The sequence below is a fragment of the Propionivibrio pelophilus DSM 12018 genome (assembly GCF_059569095.1).
In genome coordinates, this window is sequence record NZ_JCANUT010000006.1 from 96,758 (window position 1) to 116,012 (window position 19,255).

General features: G+C 65.0%; 19 protein-coding genes. 5 read left to right on the plus strand and 14 right to left on the minus strand.

The genetic code is table 11. From position 1 onward, the window contains the following. The first annotated feature begins 30 nt into the window (after positions 1-30). Together BO74_RS05140 and BO74_RS05145 are read left to right on the plus strand one after the other, a co-directional pair. Positions 31-1,506, plus strand: coding sequence for a SulP family inorganic anion transporter (locus BO74_RS05140; RefSeq protein WP_496440542.1), 1,476 nt, complete (start codon positions 31-33; stop codon positions 1,504-1,506). Positions 1,507-1,519: 13 nt separating this feature from the next. Then, positions 1,520-2,392: a universal stress protein gene (locus BO74_RS05145; RefSeq protein ID WP_496440544.1), complete on the plus strand. Its 873-nt coding sequence runs from the start codon at positions 1,520-1,522 to the stop codon at positions 2,390-2,392. A 17-nt stretch (positions 2,393-2,409) separates the two neighbouring features. Here BO74_RS05145 and BO74_RS05150 read toward each other — a convergent pair whose 3' ends face one another. From BO74_RS05150 to BO74_RS05185, 8 genes are read right to left on the minus strand one after another with little or no spacing between them, the layout of a single operon-like run. Then, positions 2,410-2,823 carry a nuclear transport factor 2 family protein gene (locus BO74_RS05150; protein WP_496440546.1) on the minus strand — a complete coding sequence of 138 codons (414 nt, stop codon included), beginning with the start codon at positions 2,821-2,823 and terminating at the stop codon, positions 2,410-2,412. Continuing rightward, positions 2,813-3,580: an SDR family NAD(P)-dependent oxidoreductase gene (locus tag BO74_RS05155; protein WP_496440548.1), complete on the minus strand. Its 768-nt coding sequence runs from the start codon at positions 3,578-3,580 to the stop codon at positions 2,813-2,815. The genes BO74_RS05150 and BO74_RS05155 overlap by 11 nt, the downstream gene beginning before the upstream one ends. Beyond that, the gene (locus BO74_RS05160; RefSeq protein WP_496440550.1) at positions 3,577-4,098 is read right to left on the minus strand and encodes a DUF3833 domain-containing protein; all 522 of its coding nucleotides are present in this window, start codon (positions 4,096-4,098) and stop codon (positions 3,577-3,579) included. Before BO74_RS05160 ends, BO74_RS05155 begins: the two co-directional genes overlap by 4 nt. Continuing rightward, on the minus strand, positions 4,098-5,336 hold the full coding sequence (locus BO74_RS05165) for an MFS transporter (RefSeq protein ID WP_496440551.1): 1,239 nt from the start codon (positions 5,334-5,336) through the stop codon (positions 4,098-4,100). The genes BO74_RS05160 and BO74_RS05165 overlap by 1 nt, the downstream gene beginning before the upstream one ends. A 1-nt stretch (position 5,337) precedes the next feature. Next, positions 5,338-5,880 carry a chalcone isomerase family protein gene (locus BO74_RS05170; RefSeq protein WP_496440553.1) on the minus strand — a complete coding sequence of 181 codons (543 nt, stop codon included), beginning with the start codon at positions 5,878-5,880 and terminating at the stop codon, positions 5,338-5,340. Beyond that, complete coding sequence (locus BO74_RS05175; protein WP_496440555.1) at positions 5,849-7,042, minus strand: class I SAM-dependent methyltransferase; 1,194 nt, start codon at positions 7,040-7,042, stop codon at positions 5,849-5,851. Before BO74_RS05175 ends, BO74_RS05170 begins: the two co-directional genes overlap by 32 nt. After that, positions 7,039-7,944, minus strand: coding sequence for a DUF1365 domain-containing protein (locus BO74_RS05180; protein ID WP_496440556.1), 906 nt, complete (start codon positions 7,942-7,944; stop codon positions 7,039-7,041). Before BO74_RS05180 ends, BO74_RS05175 begins: the two co-directional genes overlap by 4 nt. Before the next feature lie 11 nt (positions 7,945-7,955). Continuing rightward, entirely contained in the window at positions 7,956-9,299 is a 1,344-nt protein-coding gene (locus BO74_RS05185) for an NAD(P)/FAD-dependent oxidoreductase (RefSeq protein WP_496440558.1), read from the minus strand. A 94-nt stretch (positions 9,300-9,393) separates the two neighbouring features. Here BO74_RS05185 and BO74_RS05190 point away from each other — a divergent pair, with 94 nt between their 5' ends. Together BO74_RS05190 and BO74_RS05195 are read left to right on the plus strand one after the other, a co-directional pair. Next, a complete protein-coding gene (locus BO74_RS05190; protein ID WP_496440560.1) occupies positions 9,394-10,299 on the plus strand; it encodes a MerR family transcriptional regulator in 906 nt (301 codons plus the stop codon). A gap of 80 nt (positions 10,300-10,379) precedes the next feature. Beyond that, a complete protein-coding gene (locus BO74_RS05195) occupies positions 10,380-11,414 on the plus strand; it encodes a DctP family TRAP transporter solute-binding subunit (RefSeq protein WP_496440562.1) in 1,035 nt (344 codons plus the stop codon). A 665-nt stretch (positions 11,415-12,079) separates the two neighbouring features. Here the strand turns inward: BO74_RS05195 and BO74_RS05200 are convergent. Next, positions 12,080-13,399: a sensor histidine kinase gene (locus BO74_RS05200; protein WP_496440564.1), complete on the minus strand. Its 1,320-nt coding sequence runs from the start codon at positions 13,397-13,399 to the stop codon at positions 12,080-12,082. Positions 13,400-13,401: 2 nt separating this feature from the next. Then, positions 13,402-14,139 (minus strand): response regulator, encoded by a 738-nt coding sequence (locus tag BO74_RS05205; RefSeq protein WP_496440566.1) that lies wholly within the window; start codon positions 14,137-14,139, stop codon positions 13,402-13,404. A 405-nt stretch (positions 14,140-14,544) separates the two neighbouring features. Between BO74_RS05205 and BO74_RS05210 the strand changes: the two genes are divergently transcribed. Continuing rightward, positions 14,545-15,567, plus strand: coding sequence for a TRAP transporter substrate-binding protein (locus BO74_RS05210; RefSeq protein WP_496440568.1), 1,023 nt, complete (start codon positions 14,545-14,547; stop codon positions 15,565-15,567). Between the two features lie 205 nt (positions 15,568-15,772). Here BO74_RS05210 and BO74_RS05215 read toward each other — a convergent pair whose 3' ends face one another. The 4 genes from BO74_RS05215 to BO74_RS05230 all read right to left on the minus strand — a co-directional run bounded on the left by BO74_RS05215 (position 15,773) and on the right by BO74_RS05230 (position 19,255). Further along, positions 15,773-16,543: a pyrroline-5-carboxylate reductase gene (locus tag BO74_RS05215; protein WP_496440571.1), complete on the minus strand. Its 771-nt coding sequence runs from the start codon at positions 16,541-16,543 to the stop codon at positions 15,773-15,775. 50 nt (positions 16,544-16,593) lie between these two features. Then, the gene (gene rpiB / locus BO74_RS05220) at positions 16,594-17,085 is read right to left on the minus strand and encodes a ribose 5-phosphate isomerase B (RefSeq protein ID WP_496440573.1); all 492 of its coding nucleotides are present in this window, start codon (positions 17,083-17,085) and stop codon (positions 16,594-16,596) included. A gap of 19 nt (positions 17,086-17,104) precedes the next feature. After that, positions 17,105-18,505: an L-fucose/L-arabinose isomerase family protein gene (locus tag BO74_RS05225; protein WP_496440575.1), complete on the minus strand. Its 1,401-nt coding sequence runs from the start codon at positions 18,503-18,505 to the stop codon at positions 17,105-17,107. A 63-nt stretch (positions 18,506-18,568) separates the two neighbouring features. After that, complete coding sequence (locus BO74_RS05230) at positions 18,569-19,255, minus strand: aspartate/glutamate racemase family protein (RefSeq protein WP_496440577.1); 687 nt, start codon at positions 19,253-19,255, stop codon at positions 18,569-18,571.

Here is a 19,255-nt window from a genome sequence, read left to right on the forward strand (position 1 = left end):
CGCGCCGGCGCCAACCCTGGATATCGACATTTGAAATCGCTTCATCACGACTGGCTCTCCAATATCCGCAATGACCTGCTGGCAGGTCTCGTCGTCGCGCTGGCACTGATTCCCGAAGCCATCGCCTTTTCGATCATCGCCGGGGTCGACCCCAAGATCGGGCTTTACGCTTCATTCTGCATCGCCGCGGTGATTGCCTTCGCCGGCGGCCGCCCGGGGATGATTTCCGCGGCGACCGGCGCGATGGCGCTGGTGATGGTCACCCTGGTCAAGGACCATGGGCTGCAGTACCTGCTGGCCGCCACCGTGTTGACCGGTATTCTGCAAATCCTGGCCGGCTGGCTGCGCCTCGGCGCGCTGATGCGTTTTGTCTCGCACGCGGTCATCGTCGGCTTCGTGAACGCGCTGGCGATCCTCATCTTCATGGCGCAACTGCCCGAACTGACCAATGTCAGCGTCGAGGTTTACGTGATGGTGGCCGCCGGGCTCGGCATCATCTACCTGTTCCCCTACCTCACCAAGGCCGTTCCCTCGCCGCTGGTAGCGATCGTGGCGCTGACGGCGGTCGCCATCGGCTTCGACCTCGACATCCGGACGGTCGGCGACATGGGCCAATTGCCCGACAGCCTGCCGGTCTTTCTGCTACCCGACGTGCCGCTGAACCTCGAGACGCTGAAGATCATTCTCCCGGTGTCGGCCACGCTGGCCGTGGTCGGCCTGCTGGAATCGATGATGACCGCCTCGATCGTCGACGACCTGACCGATTCGCCCAGCGACAAGAACCGCGAATGCGTCGGCCAGGGCATCGCCAACATCGTCGCCGGCTTTCTCGGCGGCATGGCCGGTTGCGCGATGATCGGCCAGTCGGTCATCAACGTGAAGTCGGGAGGGCGCGGGCGCCTGTCGACCCTGGCGGCCGGCATTTTCCTCCTACTGATGGTGGTATTCATCGGCGACTGGGTGGCGCGCATTCCGATGGCGGCGCTGGTTGCCGTGATGATCATGGTCTCCATCGGCACCTTCAGTTGGACGTCGATCCGCAAGGCACGGGAACTGCCGAAAAGCTACACGGTGGTCATGCTGGCGACCGTGATCGTGGTGGTGGCTACGCACGACCTGGCCAAGGGCGTGCTGGTCGGCGTGCTGCTTTCGGGCTTCTTCTTCGCCCACAAGGTCGGAATGATCCTGCACGTCAGCTCGAAATCCGAAGACGAGGGCCGGGTCCGCGCCTACCGCGTCGTCGGCCAGGTGTTCTTCGCGTCGGCAGAACAGTTCATCAGCGCCTTCGACTTCAAGGAAGTGATCGACAAGGTGCGGATCGACATGAGCCGCGCCCATTTCTGGGATATCACGGCGATCACCGCGCTGGACAAGGTGGTCGTGAAATTCCGCCGGGAAGGCACCGACGTCGAGGTGACCGGGCTCAACGAAGCGAGCGCCACGATGGTGGACCGCTTCGCCCTCCACGACAAACCGGACGCCATCGATCAACTGATGGCGCACTGAGCGGGGCAAAATGATGAATACCGTGAATACCGAGAAGAAGATACTGGCCTGCGTCGATCAATCACACTTCGCCGACTATGTCGCCGATTACGCCGCGTGGGCGGCACGGCGGCTGGAAGCGCCGCTGGAGTTCATCCACGTCATCGACCGGCACACCGAAATCGCCCCCGGCAAGGACCACAGCGGCGCCATCGGCGTCGGCGCGCAGGAATCGCTGCTCGCCGAACTTTCCGACCGGGACGAAGCGCGGAGCAAGGCCGAGCGCGAACGGGGGCGGATTTTCCTGAACCGCCTGCGCGAGCGCGCCAAGGCCGCGGGCGTCAAATCGCCCGATGTTCGCCAGCGCCATGGCACGCTGGAAGACACCCTGGTCGAGCAGGAGAATAACGTCCAGCTATTCGTGCTCGGGCGCCGCGGCGCCTCCGCCGAGATCACCCAACGCGACCTCGGGCGCAATGTCGAACGCGTCGTCCGCGCGCTGCACCATCCGATTCTGACCGTCACCGAGGGCTTCACCGAGCCGCGACGCGTGATGATCGCCTTCGACGGTGGCAGCGTCACCCGGCGCGGCGTCGAAATGGTTGCCGGCAGCCCCCTGTTTCGCGGACTGCCAGTGCATCTGCTGATGTCGGGCACGGAAAACCAGAATGCGCCGAAGCAGCTGGAATGGGCCAAGACAACGCTCGAGACGGCGGGATTCGACGCGCCGGCGTCGCTGATTCCCGGCGACGCCGAGAGCATCATCGCCAAAGCCGTCCGTGAGCAGGACATCGACATCCTGATCATGGGCTCCTATGCCCATTCGCCCCTGCGCAGCCTGCTGTTCGGCAGTAAAACCTCGGACCTGCTCCGTTCGGCCCGAATCCCTACCCTGCTCCTCCGCTGAAGCGGCCCGGCCGGGTGTCAGCCGGCAGACAACAGGGATCGCAGCCAGCGCATCAGCCAGCCGATCCCCGGCAGGGTCATGTACAGCTCCTCGGCCGCATCCCAGTAATCGCGGTGGATCAACACCCGACCATCGTTGGCGAAGTGCAGATGCGTCGCGCCACGAATGACCTGCGGCCGACCACGCCGGACGAAGTGGAAGGTCCACACGAGCATTGCCCGGTCGCCTTCCGCCAGCCTGTCGGTGACGACGAAGCGCGGCGCGTCGACCTGGTGGTACATGTGCTCGAAGATGCACCGGATCGCTGCGACACCCTGCACGTCGTTGAACGGATCCTTGAAGCGCGCCTCGGGCGCGTAGAAATCGCCGAGGCGTTCGAGGCTTTGCGGGGTCAGCGTCTCGAAGTACGCCACCAGATCGTCAGGACACATGGTCGCCTCCGGTGAACCGGCGGATCAGCGGGAAATACAGGCCGTAGGGCAGTTTCGAAAGCAGCTTCAGCACGCAGGTAAAGCGTTTCGGAAAATGAATCTCGAAGGCGCCCGAACGGAAGCCGTCGACGATGGCCTCCGCCGCCTGTTCCGGCGAGAGCAGCGCCGGCATGGCGAAATCGTTTTTCTCCGTCAGGCGGGTGGCGACAAAACCGGGGTTGATCGCCCAGACACCAATGCCGCGCGGCGCGAGGTCGAGATGCAGGCATTCGGCGAAATGGATCAGCGCCGCCTTGCCGGGCCCGTAGGCCAGCGCCCTGGGCAGCCCGCGATAGCCGGCGACGCTGGCAACGAAGGCGATGCCGCCCCCCGGCAGCAGTTCGCCGAGCACCGCGCCGGCGAGACGCAGGGCGCCGGTGAAATTCACCGCGACGATCCGTTCCGCGCGCGCCGCATCAAATCCCTCGGCGCTCATCGACTCATAGTCACCGGCGAGATAGACGACCAGATCGATGCCGCCCCACGCCGCGACAAGACGCGCCCGCGCCGCGGCGAGCGCGTCGGCATCAAGAACGTCACACGGCAGCAGCAACGCGCCGTCGATGCCGAGCGCCTGCAACGCCTCCAGCCGCCGCCCGCTGAGCGCCAGCCGGGCGCCGCGCGCCGCAAGCGCCCGTGCCAGCGCCGCGCCGATGCCGCTCGACGCGCCGACCAGCCAGACACGCCGGCCGCTCCAATCCGTCAGTTTCGGGTTCATCGCTTGACGAAGGTGAGCGTTACCTCACCAAGGCGGAAGCCCCATTTCGACATGAACGAGCGATTGAGCATCACCTTGTCGTCGATCAGGAACATCCAGTCGTCGAAGTCCACGTGGTAGACCTTGCCGTCGACCGGCAGGGCCAGCACGTAGCGCCAGCGCAGGGCATTGCCGGCTGCCTCGCCGAGCGCTTCGCCGATCACGTCCTCGGCGCGCCCGCGAAAACTGCCGTCGGCCTGCCGCGTCAGCGTCCACACGCGGGTCGAGGTGGTGCCGTCGGACCAGCTGAAGCGTTCGTCGAGCACGCCGACATCGCCCTCCCAGCGGGCGTCGATGCGCACGTGGAAGCGCTTCTTCACCTCGCCCGACCGCCCCTGGAACATCCCCCAGGCGTCGAGCGTGCCGTTGAAGTAGGTCTTCAGGTCGAGCACCGGCGTCTCGGCCCGGTACTGTTCCACCCCGGTCGACGCGCAGGCCGTCAGGCCGAGGGACAGGGCAGCGGCGCAAAGCAGTTTCATCAGCGGACCTCCAGGGAATCGCGCCAGCGCCACAGCAGCAGCGACGCCAGCAGTTTGAAAACGAGCGGCAACACGGCATACACCGCGCTCAAGGCACTCAGCCCCTCGCCGGTGGTTCCCGGCTGGTAGCCGAACAGCGCCAGCAGCGGCAGGGCCAGGCCCGCCGCCAGCGCCAGATTGAGCTTGGCGAGAAAATTCCACAGACCGAAACAGGCGCCCGGCCGCCCGAGGCGTTCGCCGAGATCGGCGGCAATCGCCGCCGGCAGGGCCAGGTCGGCGCCGAGCGCGAGGCCCGACGCGGCGCAGATCACCGCGAAGGCGACGACATCGCCCGCCCCGAGCATGCCGGCGCCGGCAAAGGCGAACATCGCCAGCAACATCGCCCCGAGCCAGGCGCGCACCCGCCCGAAGCGCCCGGCAAGGCGTACCCAGGCCGGCAACGACGCCGCACCGGCGACGAAATACAGCGCCAGCAGCGCGCCGCCAACCGGCTCCGCACGCAGCACGTCGGCGACGAAGAACAGGAACAGGGTCGCCGGCAAGGCGGAGGCCATGCCGTTGGCGACGAACACGGCGAGCAGGCGGCGGAACGGCGCATCGCGCAGCACCGCGCGCAGGCTCGCTCCCAGCGGCGCGGCAACGCGGGTGTGCAATGGCGCGGCGACCGTGGAGAACAGGGCGACGACCGCCAGCAGCGCGAGCGGTGGCAACACCCAGGCGAGGCGAACCACGCCCGCGCCGGGATCGGCGGCCAGGAAGCCCGGCAAGGCCGCGGCGAGAACGACACCGGCCAGGGCGAACCCTTCGCGCGCGGCGGTGAGGCGCGTGCGGTCGCGCGAATCGGCGCCGGCGTCCGCTCCCCACGCCTGATAGGCGATCACGGCGGCGGAGTAGCCGGCGAAGGTCAGCGCCAGTGAGGCGACCAGCCACAGGCCGGCAAAACTGTCGGGCGGATTCAGCAGCGCGACGAAGCCGGCAAGGAACGGCAGCAGCGCCAGCGCCAGCATGCGCCGCCGCGGCAGCCGGTCCGCCAGCCAGCCGAGCCAGGGATCGATCACCGCGTCGAACAGCCGCGCACCGAGCAGCAGACCGCCCAGCAGCGCCAGCGGCAGGCCGGCGTGCTCGGCGTAGAAGCGCGGCACATGCACGTAGAGCGGCAGCGCAGCGAAGGCCAGCGGCAGGCCGAGGAAGCCGTAGGCGGCCAGACGCCAGCGTTCGGAGAGTTGTACCCCGGCCACGTCACACCTCCGGCGGGGTCAGCAAGGCCGCGCGCAGTTCGGGCGCGCTGGTGCACGGGTCGAGCCAGATGGCGAAGAAGTCGCGGGCGAAGCGCGGATCGTCGATGCGCCCGAGCTCGCGCCCGTTGTGCAGGAAGTGCGCCCCGTCGGACCGGTAGAGTCCGACGATGTGATCGCCCGGCACCACATCCGGGAAGAGTCGAGCGAGGCGCTCCTGCCAAGCCGCCAGCGCCTCCGGATCGGCGCCGAGCCGGCGCATTTCGTCGATGCTGGCCTCGGCGATGGCCGCCCCCGCAATGCGCCGGCGGTAGTCGAGGCGCAGGGCGAGCGGCGGCCGCAGCGGATCGTCGCCGGCCCACAGCGTCGCCTCGTAGACCAGGAAGCCGAAGCGGCGGAACGGTCCCCTGCCCCAGCGGCGCAGACCGGGTAACGGACTGCCTCCGTCGGCCCATGCGGAAAGCGGAGCGAACGCCGCCGCGAGAGTGACTCCGAGCAGGCGCCGGCGCCCGCGCTCAGGCGTGGGCGAGTTCGAACTGGACGACATCGATCGATCCGGCCAGGAAGCCGGCCTCGCAATAGGAGAGGTAGAAGGACCACAGGCGGCGGAAGGTCTCGTCGAAGCCGAGCGGCGCAATCTGCGGCCAGTTGGCCTCGAAGGCGTCGCCCCAGAGCGCCAGCGTGCGCGCGTAATCGGGGCCGAAGGCGAACTCGTCGCGCACCGTCAGCCCCTGCCGCGCGGCCTCCGCCCGAAAGGCCTCACGCGAGGGAAGCATGCCGCCGGGGAAGATGTACTGCTGGATGAAATCGGTGCCCTTGCGGTAATCGGCAAACAGGTCGTCGCGGATGGTGATGCTCTGGATCACCGCCCGCCCTTCCGGCTTCAGGGCATTCGCCACGGTGCGGAAATACGCGGGCCACCAGCGCTCGCCGACCGCCTCGAACATCTCGATCGACACCACATGATCGAAACTCTCGCGGGTGTCGCGGTAATCCTGCAGGCGCAGGTCGGCCGCCGGCACGCGCTCGCGCGCCCAGGCCAGTTGCGCCGGCGACAGGGTCAGGCCGGTCACCTGCAGCCCCGCCCCGGTCGCCAGTTCGGCGAAGCCGCCCCAGCCGCAACCGATCTCCAGGACGCGCTGGCCGGGCGCTGCCGCCAGCCGGTCGAGGATGCGCCGGTACTTGGCGTCCTGCGCCACTTCGAGCGGCAGAGCGGGATTGCCGCCGAACAGCGCCGCCGAATAGCTCATGCCGCGATCGAGCCACAGCGAATAGAACGCGTTGCCCAGATCGTAGTGCGCCATGATGTTGCGCCGGCTGCCGGCGCGGCTGTTGCGGTTGAAGGCATGGCGCACGCGGGCCAGCAGCAGGCGGTGCCAGGCGCCGTACAACGCCTGGCGCAGCACCGCGCGGTTGCGCGCCAGCAGCGTCAGCAAGGCGGTGACGTCCGGCGACGTCCACTCGCCGTCGAGCCAGGCTTCGGCCAGGCCGATGTCGCCGCGCGCCAGCACGCGGCTGAACACCTGCTCGTCCCTGACCTGCATGACGGCGACCGGCTCGCCGTGGCCGAAGACGAAGCGCCCGCCGTCGGGGAAGCTCACCTCCAGCAGGCCGCCGCCGAGTTTTTCGAGCAGCGAAAGAACGGTGCGCGTGTCGCGGCGCAGGCGGGCGCCCGAGGGCCAGGCCAGGGTCGTTTGCAATTCGTTCATGACGTCGGTTCTCCGAGGACAGGTTTTGAAACGTTGGTGGAAGCAAGGGTTGCGGGGGGCGGATTCACCCCGTAAAACGGCACGCCCTTCAGCCACAGCCGCAGCGCCTGCCAATGGATGCGAGCAATGACGCCAAGCGTCATCAGCGGCATCCGGGCGAGCGCGCCGAGCAAGGCACCGCTGGACCACGCGCGCGGCCGCCCCGAAATCGCCGTCAGCAGCAGGTCACCGCCGCCATCGGCATGGTCGATGCGCACGCGCGGCATCGCGCGCTGCAGGTCGAAGCGAAAACGGTAAGTGCCTTCCAGCGTGCAGAACGGCGAGACGTGGAAGGCCTTGTCGGCGGTGAACACCTGGCCGTCGCGCAGCGGCGACCGGTCGGGGTTGTGCAGCAGGTAGGCGTGCCGCCCGCCGAAGGTGTTGTTCACTTCGGCCAGCACGGCGATCAGCGCACCGGCGGCATCGTGGCAGAACCAGAAGCTGACCGGGTTGAAGACGTAACCGAACACGCGTGGGAAGGTCTGCAGGACGATCTCGCCATCGTGCGGCAAATCGCGTGCGCGCAGGATCGACTCGATCCACGGCAGCAGCGGCCGGCCGTCGCGCTCGCCGTGATCGCTGGCGTGGAAGGACAACAGGTTGAAGCGGTCGAGCGAGAACACCGGCCGCCGCGCCTCGGCCAGCCGGCGCAGCGGCAGCTGCACGTAGAACACCGGATAGACGAAGGCGTTCACCGCCGGACGCAGGCGCCGGTGCATGACGTGACCGAGGAAGAGGCGGGGTTCGGCCGACATGGCCGTCGCCCCCCCGGTTTCGTCATTCCGGCGCAAGCCGGAATCCAGTGGTGCACCGGTGGATTCCGGGTCAAGCCCGGAATGACGGATATCCATTGTGTTACGCATTGTCCTTGCCCCTACGCCAGTTCAAGCGCCCGCGACACCGGTTCGGAACGGGTCTGCCAGGGCGCCGCCACGCCGAGGCCGTTGGCCACCCGCAGCGCGGACAGCAGTCCATCTTCATGGAAGCCGTAACGCCCCCACGCGCCGGCCAGCCAGAGGCCGCCCGCGCCTTGCAGGCCGGCTGCGGCATCGGTCAGGCGGCGCTGCGCGGCGATGGCGGCGGCGTCGAAAATCGGGTGCTCATAGTCGAACGCGGCGATGACCTTCGCCGGATCGGGTTCGCGCGCCGGATTGAGCGTCACCACCACCGGCGTAGCGAACGGCAACGGCTGCAGGCGGTTGATCAGGTAGGAAACGCCGACCGGCTGCTGCCCCGGTTCGCCGCTGCCGGCGAAGTAGTTCCACGCCGACCACAGCTTGCGGTCGCGCGGCAGCAGGCGCTCGTCGGTGTGTAGCAGCGCGCGGTTAGGCTGATAACGGACCGCCGAGAGCACCTCGCGCTGGCCGGCATGGGCCGCGTTGCCGGCGATCGCCAGCGCCTGGTCGCTGTGGCAGGCCAGCACGACCTGATCGAAGGTTTCGGCTCCCGCGGCGTGAAGCACGCGCAACCCGTCCGCCGTGCGCTCGACGCGCTGCACCGGGCAGCCAACGCGCACGTCGTCGAGCTGCGCCGCGATGCGCCGCACGTACTCGCGCCCGCCCCCCTGCACCGTGCGCCACAGCGGCCGGTCGAAGATCTGCAGCAGGCCGTGGTTGCGGCAGAAGCGGACGAAGGTCGCCAGCGGCATGGCGCGCATCTGCGCGGTCGGGCACGACCAGATCGCCGCCGCCATCGGCAGCAGGTACCAGTCGGCGAAGGCCGCCGAATAACGTCCGGCGTCGAGAAACTCGCCAAGCGGCCGCTCGTCGTCGGGACGGGTTGCCAGCCAGGCCGTACTCTCGCGATTGAAGCGAAGGATGTCGGCGAGCATCGCCCAGAACGGCCGCCGCAACAGGTTGCGTTTCTGCCCGAAGACCGTCGCCAGGCTGCTGCCGGCCCATTCGAGGTCGGGGTTCTCCAGGCTGACCGCAAAGGACATCTCGGTCGGGACGCTGGCCACGCCGAGTTCGTTGAACAAGGCGATCAGGTTCGGGTAGGTCGCGTCGTTGAACACCAGGAAGCCGGTATCGACCGGATGCGTCGAGCCATCGAGTGTCACGTCGACGGTGTTGGTGTGCCCGCCGAGCCGGGGCGCGGCCTCGAACAGCGTCACCTGGTAGCGCTGCCGCAACAGCCAGGCACTGGCCAGACCGGAAATGCCCGCGCCAACGACGGCGATGCGAGTGTTCGGCCGGTTTTCAAAAACTCGTCTTTGCATCATCACGCCCCTATAATTGTCCTGTACAAATTAAACTATTAATCGAAAACCGCGCCTAAACACGCACAAATCCGATTTACTGTCCTAGACAATCATGAACAAACTAAGTTTCACCATCGCGAACGTCGAACGCGAAACCGGACTTTCGAAGGATCTGTTGCGCATGTGGGAGCGCCGCTACGGCTTCCCCGCCCCCGAGCGCGACGCCAACGGCGACCGGGTCTATCCGGCCGAGCAGGTGGAGCGACTGCGGCGGATCAAGCGGCTGATCGACCAAGGACACCGCCCGGGGAAACTGGTCACCGCGCCGCCAGAGCAGCTTGCGGCGCTGGCCGTGCCACTGGAATCGGGCCGCGAGGCAGAGAGAACAATGGCGCCGTTCAGCGCTTTCCTCGACGAATTGCGCAGCCACGACGCCCTGGCATTTCAACAGCGCCTGCAACACGCGCTGGCCCGCCAGGGCTTGGCGGCTTTCGTGCGCGACACGGTTGCTCCGCTCGTCGCGAACGTCGGTCAGGCGTGGGAAAGCGGCAGGATCGCCGTGTTCGAGGAACACCTGTTCACCGAGCTGACCAAGCGCGTGCTGCGCCAGGCCGTTGGGGGCATTGCGGCCGGCAACGCGCCGCCGCGCGTGCTGCTCACCACCGTACCCGGCGAGCCGCACGAACTCGGCCTGCTGATGGTCGAGGCGCTGTTCGCGCTGGAAGGCGCCCAGTGCATCCCGCTCGGCGTGCAGATGCCGCTGACGGAAATCGCCAACGCGGCGACGGCACATCGGGCCGACATCGTCGCCCTCTCCTTCTCCAGCGCCTTCCCGGCCCGTCAAATCCCGGTTCTACTTGCCCAACTGCGCACCATGCTACCGGAGGAGACTGCGCTCTGGGCCGGTGGCAGCGGCGTGTCGAACATTGCCGTACCGACCGGGGTCACTCTGCTGCGTTCGCTGGACGATGGCGTCTCGGCTCTCGCCACTTGGCGAGATCACCCCGAAAGGAGCTAGCGGCGAGTGGCACCCTCAAGATGCGGCATACTGGCGGCACGAACGCTTACCCTACCCCCGACGCACAACCGGAGGATCGCATGCCGAGCCGTCTTGCCCATTTGCTGTTCATCGCGCTGACCAGCGCCATGGCGTGCCTGCCGGCGAGGGGTGGCGAAAAAGTAGGCGCGGAAAGCGTTCGCGAATGGACGATCCGCTTCGGCCACCTCAACAACCCCGATCATCCGATCAGTCTCGGCGTGCGGAAATTCGCCGAGGCCGTCCGGACCCGCAGCAACGGCCGGATGGACGTCGTCGAATACGCATCGAACGAGCTCGGCACCGAGCAGCAGCAGACCCTCGCCCTGCGCGGCGGCACGCAGGAAATGCAGGCACCGGCCACCTCGTCGCTGGTCGGGCTGGTGAAAGAGCTGGGCGTAATCGATTTCCCGTTCGCCGTCGGTACTTACCGGCAAGGCTTCGCCCTCGTCGACGGGCCGCTCGGCGAGGCGTTGAAGCGCAAGCTGCCGGAGAAGGGGCTGGTTGCGCTGGCGTTCTGGGATCTCGGCTTCCGCAATGCAACCAACAACCGCCGCCCGATCACGCGGCTCGAGGATTTCGAGGGACTCAAGCTGCGCGTGATCCCCAACCCGGTCGCCAGGGAAACGTTCCGGGCACTGAAAAGTCATCCCGTCCCGCTCAGTTTCCGCGATCTCTATCCGGCACTGGAAATCCGCGCCGTCGACGGCCAGGAGAACCCGTTCAACGTCATCGTCTCGAACAGGTTCTACGAGGTCCAGAAATACGTCAGCGCCACCCACCACGTCTATGCGACGAACATCATTCTCGTCGGCAAGCCATTCTGGGACAAGCTGACGGCTGACGAGCGGAAAATCCTGCAGGAAGCGGCGCTGGAGGCGCGCGACTACCAGCGCCGGGTGAGCCTGGACGCGGCCCGGCAGGCCGTGGAGGCGTTGCAGCGGGCCGGCATGCAGTACAACGAGGTGACGGCCGCCGAGCGGGAGAGGATGAGCGAGGCGGTTCGCCCGGTGGTGGAGAAATTCCTCGCCACGTACGACCCGGAAATCCAGCGCCTGTACCAGTCGGAGATTGCCCGCGTGCGGCGGATCGATTGAGTCACAGCCCCGCCGACCAACGGCACTGCCCTCGCCTGCAGCCCGCCAGGAAAATACTGATCTATCCCGGATTGTCCATTCGCCATTTCTCTTGGCTGTTTGTGACCTCTGGCGTGGTTGGTTGCTGAGACGCCATGTTCCGCGCCTGACGCGCGGGTAGCTTTTTCTTGTTTCGCCAAGAAAAAGTTACCAAAAAGAAGGCGACCCCGGGTTACGCGGTCGGCTTCGCCGACTTCCCTGCGCTACTCAGCAAGCCGGGCGGCTGCGGAACTCGGGGCTGCGCCCCTCAGACAGTCCTCGCCGACTGCCCCCGGCTCGCCTCCGTTGCTCGGCGCTCCACAAGGGGAAGCACAAAACCATCGGATTTTTACCGCTGGTGGTAAAAATATCCGCTCGGTTTTCCCGTTGCCCTCTGCGTCGTCGAGCAGCGCAGGGCGCAACGGGAAAAAGGGCGAGGACTGTCTGAGGGCCAAAGGCCCGAGTTCCGCAGCCCCCCGTTGCGAACGAGCAGCGCAGAGCACCCGGCAACGCCGGGCGACGCAGCGGGCGCGCCTTCTTCTTGGGTACTTCTTCTTGGCAAGACAAGAAGAAGTGCCTCGCCTGCAGGCGAAACCCGGCGCTTCAGAACACCCCGCCGCCTATTGCGTCGGCAGTTCAGCGTTCAGCTACGACGTACCGCGAGGCAGGTCAACGACGACTTCCAACCCGCCTTCCTTGCGGTTATTCAGCCGGATATCGCCGCCATGCGCCAGCACGGTGTTGCGCGCGATGCTCAGACCCAGGCCGATCCCACCGGTGTCCCGGCTGCGCGAGGATTCGACGCGGAAGAACGGTTCGAACACTTTCTCCAGCAACGCGTCGTTCAACCCGGGCCCGTTATCGCGGACCCGGATCCGCAGGCGCGCCGGCGAGTCCTCGATCCGAACCTCGGCCTCCGTGCCGAACTTGAGCGCATTCTCGATCAGGTTCTGCATCGCCCGCGTCAGGGCGCGCAGCGCCCCGGTGTAGGGAGAAATCGCCAGCCCTTCGAGCCGGCACTTCGCCCCGGCGTCGATGGCGTCATCGACCATCCCTTCGAGCCAGTGGTTCACCTCGATCAGACTGCGAGCCTCCGTCAAATGGACGCTCCGCGCATAGTCGAGTCCCTCGGTCACCAGATTGGCCATGTATTCGACGTCGCTGATGATGCGATCGCGCTGCGCCCCGTGATCGAGCGCCTCGGCGCGCAGGCGCAGGCGTGTAAGCGGCGTCTGCAGATCGTGCGCGATCGCGGCCAGGATCTGGGTACGCTCCTCGATGTGGTGCAGGATGCGTTCGCGCATCGCGTTGACCGCCCGCGCCGCCTTCTGCAGTTCCTCCGGCCCGGATTCGGGGACCGGCGGCGAGTCGGGATTCCGCCCGAAATGCTCGATCGTCCCGAGCATCCGGTCGATCTGCCGCGTCGACAGGCGAACGGCCCACCAGACGAACGGGCTGACGGCGAGCAGCACGATGCCGAGGTAGCCGATCAGCGCCCACTCGGAGGGCATGGCGAAGGGATCGAGCAGGTGCAGCACCAGCGAGTCGTCGCCGTCGATCACCAGCACGGCCTGGATCGCCCGCTCCCTGAGATCGTCGGGAACTCCCTGAGGCAACCGGAAGGCGATGCGCGCCTCGGGCGGCAAGTCTGCCTTCAACACGGACATCACGCCGGCGATACGCTCGTCGCTTCCAACCGTGTCCGGCATGCTCCCTTGTGTCGGTTCTAGCGAGAAGCGGTAGTGAAATCCCTGATTGAGGCGGGAGAGCCACTCGGGGCGCTGCTCCGGCGGCACGGAGCGCATCAGGTCGTAGGCGAAGGAGACGTCAGCGCCGAGGAAGCGCATCATCTGTTCCTTGATTTCCTCGCCGCGGAAGACCATGAAGGCGAAGAAGCTGACGATCTGGATCGTTCCCAGCCCGACCATGAGCACGGCGAAAAGGCGCGCGGAGAGCGTGCGGAACATCGCTACTCGAAGCTCACCGATTGCGCGAAGACATAGCCTTCGTTGCGCACGGTGCGGATGTAGCGCGGATCGCGCGCGTCGTCCCCCAAACGGCGCCGCAGGCGGCTTACGCGCAGGTCGATCGAGCGGTCCTCGACGTCGAGTTCGCGGCGCGCCAGGTGGGCCAGCAACTGGTCGCGGCTGAGCACGTGCTGCGGATGGTCGAGGAAGAGCCGCAGCAAGCCGTACTCCGCCCCGCCGAGCGGCGTCACCACGCCCTCGCGGCTGATCAGGTTGCGCTGCAGCAGGTCGAGCCGCCAGTCGCCGAACCCCACCATCCGCACCGCCGATTCGGCGACCGACGACGGCGGCAGCATGCGCACCCGGCGCAGCACCGCGCGGATGCGGGCAACCAGTTCGCGCGGCACGAACGGCTTGGTCAGGTAGTCGTCCGCGCCAAGTTCCAGCCCGATGATCCGGTCGATGTCGTCCGAGCGCGCAGTGAGCATCAGCACCGGGATCGGCGGACGGAAATCGGCGCGCAGCCGGCGGAAGACCGACAAGCCGTCCTCGCCGGGCAGCATGAGATCCAGAACGATCAGGTCGACCAGCGGTTTCGTGGCCAGATGCGCGTACAGCTGCTTTCCGTCGCCGGCCTTTGTGACGCGGAAACCGTTTTGTTCGAGATAGTCACCGACAAGACCGAGAATGGCCTGATCGTCGTCGACGACAAGTATGTGGGCCGGCCGCTGTTCATCCATGGTGGCAAGAGTCTATTTCGGTGGGCCCCGCTTTGCCAGTGTCGCGACGTCCCCTGTGATCCCCCATTTGTATCCACGTGTGTCATCTGAAGTTTTGACAAAGGCCGATACAAGCCCCGGCCGCGGGGACAAACTTGCGACACAAGCGCCTGCTTCAATGACTTTGCCCGACCACGGGCACGCATGAGCCACGCATCCCGGGTCGGGCCAGTGGTCTGCTTCGTAAATGGCGGGACTAAACGAAAACGCCGGATTTGCGTGGCTGGCTAGGCGCGAACCGCCGCGATAGCCAGCTATCGCGAGGATGAGCAACAACGCCAGACGGGCAAAGACAAGTTTTCATGTTCCGTTATTTGCGAAGCAGACCACTAGATCCCCCAACGACATATAAGACCGGAGGTTCAAATGAAAAACCGTTTCACAAGACTCGCGCTCGCCATGCTCGTCGGTTCGTTGATGGCGCCCGGCATCTCGATCGGCGCAGAAGAGATACAGGCACGCACCATCCGTTTCGGCCACCTCAACAATACCGACCACCCGATCAGCGCCGCCGTCAAGAAATTCGGCGAAATCATTGCAGCAAAGAGCGGCGGCAAGATGCAGGTCAAGGAATTCCCCTCCAACCAACTCGGCACCGAACAGCAACAGACATCGGCGCTACAGGGCGGCGTGCAGGAGATGCAGTCCCCCGCAACGACGTCGCTCGTCGGACTCATCCCCGACTACGGCGTTCTCGACTTTCCGTTGACGGTGAGCACCCACCCGCAGGCGTTCTCCTTCGTCGACGGCCCGCTCGGGTCCGCGCTGCTCGAAAAGCTCCCCGAAAAAGGCCTGGTCGGCCTCGGCTACTGGGATCTCGGTTTCCGCAATGTCACCAACAGCAAGCGCCCAATCCAGCGCGTCGAAGATCTGGCCGGGCTCAAGCTGCGCGTGATTCCCAACCCGGTGTATCTCGAAACCTTCACCGCGATGAAGGCCAATCCGGTGCCGATGAGTTTCAGCGAGCTCTATACCGCGCTCGAGACGAAGACGGTCGACGGTCAGGAAAACCCCTTCGCGGTCATCCGCTCGAACAAGTTCTATGAAGTGCAGAAGTACGTCAGCGCGACGAATCACGTCTATTCGACCAACGTCATCCTCGTGAGCAAGAAGTTCTGGGACAAGCTTTCTCCGACAGAGCAGAAGATCATGAAGGACGCCTTCGTCGAAGCCCGTGAATACCAGCGCAAGGTCAGCATCGAGGCCGCTCAGAGCAGCGTCGCCGCGTTGAAGGCGGCGGGCATGGAGTTCAACGAGATTTCCCCGGCCGAACAGGAGCGCATGCGCCAGGTCGTCAAGCCGGTCGTCGACAAGTTCCTGGCCAGCTACACGCCGGCGACCCAGAAACTCTTCGCCTCCGAAGCGGCACGGGTTCAGGCGATGAAGTAAACGCCAAGGGAGCAGCACCCGACAGACACTTTCCCGTCTGTCGGGGTCAGATATCGTCCACACTTTAAGCGTCTACGCATCGGCCCGGCCGTCAAAATAGGAATACCTCGAGGTCCGCAATGCGTCGGCCACCTGCCCTCAAGTCAGAAATAGCTTAACGGCATAGCCTTACACCGGCGCTCATACGGATCGATCAGCAATACCCTCAGTCTCCTGAGATGCGTTGATGAATTTTCTCAAGAGCGGCCTTTAATGCGACCAATCCACCCATCTCTGAAAAATCATGGAACAGCTGTTCGTTAATGCCACCAATGGTTGAATATTCTCTTCTGAGTGCGCTCAGTGTCTCATCCGAAGACTTCGTCGCAATTTCCGAAAGGCTTGCGAAGAGCGAAACCACATAGTGGCGGGAGATTTCCGGTGGCAACCCCTTATCTGAGAGCCAGTCAGTAACGCCTTCCATAAGGCCGAAATAAAGGCCCATCAGGGCGCTAGCAACGCCCATGAGGTCAAACTCGGCCTTCGAATGCACAGCTACTGCGGTGCCAAGTGCATCGAAGAAACTCATGACTTCCTCATTCGGAGGGAAGACAGCGGTTACGCTTTGCCGGTTTTCGACAAACGGCAACGGTACCGCCTGCGTGATGCACACACCCTCTCCGAGCCAGCCGCGCAATTTTTCAGCTGAGATGGTCGCTACCAGACTGACCACATGCTGTCCCTGGCGGAAGGTCAACTCGTGAAGCACCTGCTCAACCACCTGGGGACGCACTGCGATGAAGACCATATCGCTATCATCGACGACGGCCTGGTTGGTTGAGCCGATGTGCACTTGCTCGTACTTTGCTGCCAATTGCTGTGCAATGTCCTCGTTACGCCGGGAGATAACGATGCTCTCGGGTCGAAGCGAGGACGACATCACTCCTTCGACGATGGCCCGCGCAATGGTCCCTGCACCAACAAATCCGAGTCTCATGCCGTTAAAAAACTCTCTATAACATCCGGAATTACCAAGCCTATGCTCGGTTATTTCGCGAGGTTTGCAGGCTGCCAGCCGGCGGGGTTGCAAAGGGCTTCTTCCGCCTCCAGGATCAGACCAAGCGAGATCGCGTGCCGCCCGCCTTCATATTCAGTGGACAGCCAGGCATCGAGGATGTCCAGCGCTTCCAGCACGCCGGTGATCTTTCCGCCCAGGACCAGGATGTTCGAGTCGTTGTGCGCACGGGTCATTTTGCCCATGAAGGTGCTGGTGCACAACGAGGCGCGCACGCCCTTGAACTTGTTGGCGATGATGCTCATGCCGATTCCGGTCGAGCAGATCAGGATTCCTCGCGCGGCACGGCCTTCGGAGACGGCGCTGGCCACCTTCTGCGCGAAATACGGATAGCGCACGATTTCCGTGGATCCGGTGCCCACGTCATGCACCGCGACCCCCTTCTTGTGCAGGAAGTCGACGATCTCGAGCTTCAGCTGATAGCCCCCGTGATCGTTGCCAATCCAGATTTCATTGCCGCTCATAACGCTCTCCCGATTCCATTTACTGCAGGACTTCGCACGGGATCCGCTTCAGCTCGCAGAACTTCACCAGCGCATCGACGTGATCCCCATAGATGCCATGGACATGGTTGCTGTCATAGTCCTGAATCAGCCGTTCCGGATCGACATCGACCGCGACAAACCCGTGCGGCCACACCGGGCAGGATTCCTTCAGCTTCTCCTCCGGGAACTGTTTGAAGCGTCCGCGGAACAGGGTCATCTTGTACTGGTCGCCGACGCGGCTCAGGCGCCCCAGGGTGACCTCGCCTTCGCGCGCGATGTACTGGACGTGGCAACCCTTGCCGCCGTACTTGTTGATGATCGGGTGCAGGGTGACCTTTTTCAGGTTGGCTTCCGGTGCGTTGCTCCGGCCCGCGTACCAGGTCGACATGGCGCCGCAATTGCAGAACACGAACACGCCGGCCGCCTTGTCGTAGTGCCGGAAATCGAAGAACAGCGCGGGCTGGTCGGAAACGAGCTTCATGATCTGCATGGTCAGCGCGCCGTCCGAATCGGCCTCGCACGAATAGACCGTCGGCTTCTTCGCCCCGTCCCAGTCGTAGGGATCGTTGAACAGCGCAGCGGACAGGCATTGCGTGACGTAGTACTCGCTGAGGTCGTAGTGGCATTTCACCCCGACGAAATCGAAATGCCGCTCCTCGATCAGCTCCTTGGTCGCCATGTAGCAGCGAATCTGCATCTTCAGCGAATCCGGCGTCAGCTTGTCTCCGTCATAGCGGATCGCGCCCATTTTGTCGGACAGCCAGGCCAGCGCTACGTCCACCCTGACCTCGTCGACCAGCGCGGCACGGCGCAGGATTTCCGACTGGTCGACGTGGTCGGCATCGACGCCGAACGTTTTCATCCAGGCATCGGCATTGACCGCGCCGGTGGCCATGCCGATGCTGCGCCCGCCGATCAGCCCGTAGACCTGCCCCTTCAGGCGGGTCACGGTGTGCGACGCCCGCAGGAAGGACATGACGCGCTTCAGTGTCGCCTCCTCTTCGATGTTGCCCCACACCTTGTCGCATTGCAGCCCAACCTGATGGATGGCATTGGTGGCCGCTTGCAGCCCGCCCAGTCCCGGCAGCTTGCCGTTCACCGGAGCGATGGCCAGGCAGGGGGCGGTTTGCAGCGATGCGGCGATCATCGCGAGGTTCGGAAATGCAAAGACCGGGATGTTCAGGATCACCGCATCGGGATACCGTGCCAGCGTGGCGATGGCTTGCGATCTGGCCAGCGCGTTGTTCCAGACGATCTCCTCGGCAAGCTGGACCTCGACCACACCGGATTTCTCGAGAGCGGCCTTGATGCGCTCCGCCTGCTCCTGGATATACGGATCCAGCGCGTCGTGAACACGCTTGCGGCCATCGGAAAAAGACAGTATCGCCACCTTGATCATCTTCTAATCCTTCCCCCGTCGGGCGGGCAAACAAGTCTTCGGAACGAATCGCCCGTTCCGGGACTAGCAAACACAAAGAGATTTTTCACCCTGTTCCTGAAGCGCGTCGCTGACGGCCTGCAAACCCGGACGAAGGCTGGATAGCACCGGCTTGCCGGTGGCCCTGGCAATCGTCTCCTGCATGCGCGCCATCGATCCTTGGGCCAGCAGGATGACGTCGGCCTTGTCGGCCACGGCCAGCGCCGCCTGCATCAGTATCTGGTCGTGCAATTCCGCCTTGCCTTCGTTGAGCGCCTGCAGCGCTCCCCTGGCCAGACCTTCAACGACATCGACCGGCTTCCCGAACTTCTCGGCGGTCGCCCGCACCAGGCGATTCGTCGGCATGAGCGTCGTATCCACCGTCGCCAGGATGGCAATCGAGGTTCCCAGTTCAATGGCTTGCCGAACCATCGGTTCGTCGATGCGCAGGATCGGCACCCGGACAAAGGGCTGGATCTGCTCGACGATGTCGCCCATTGACGAACAGGTGCTCAGGATGAGGTCGGCCCCCATGTCCTCGGCCGCGCGGCAGTAGGCCAGCAGACGGCGGCGGATGTCGGTGGTGACGTTGTTCCCGGCGCGAATGACGTCGGGGATCAGGCTGTCATCATAGACATTCACCAGGCGGTGCCCGGGCATCAGTTCGCTGAAGAGGGCCTTGATCGGCTCGATGATCGAAATCGCCGTATAGATCGCGGCTACCGTTTTCAT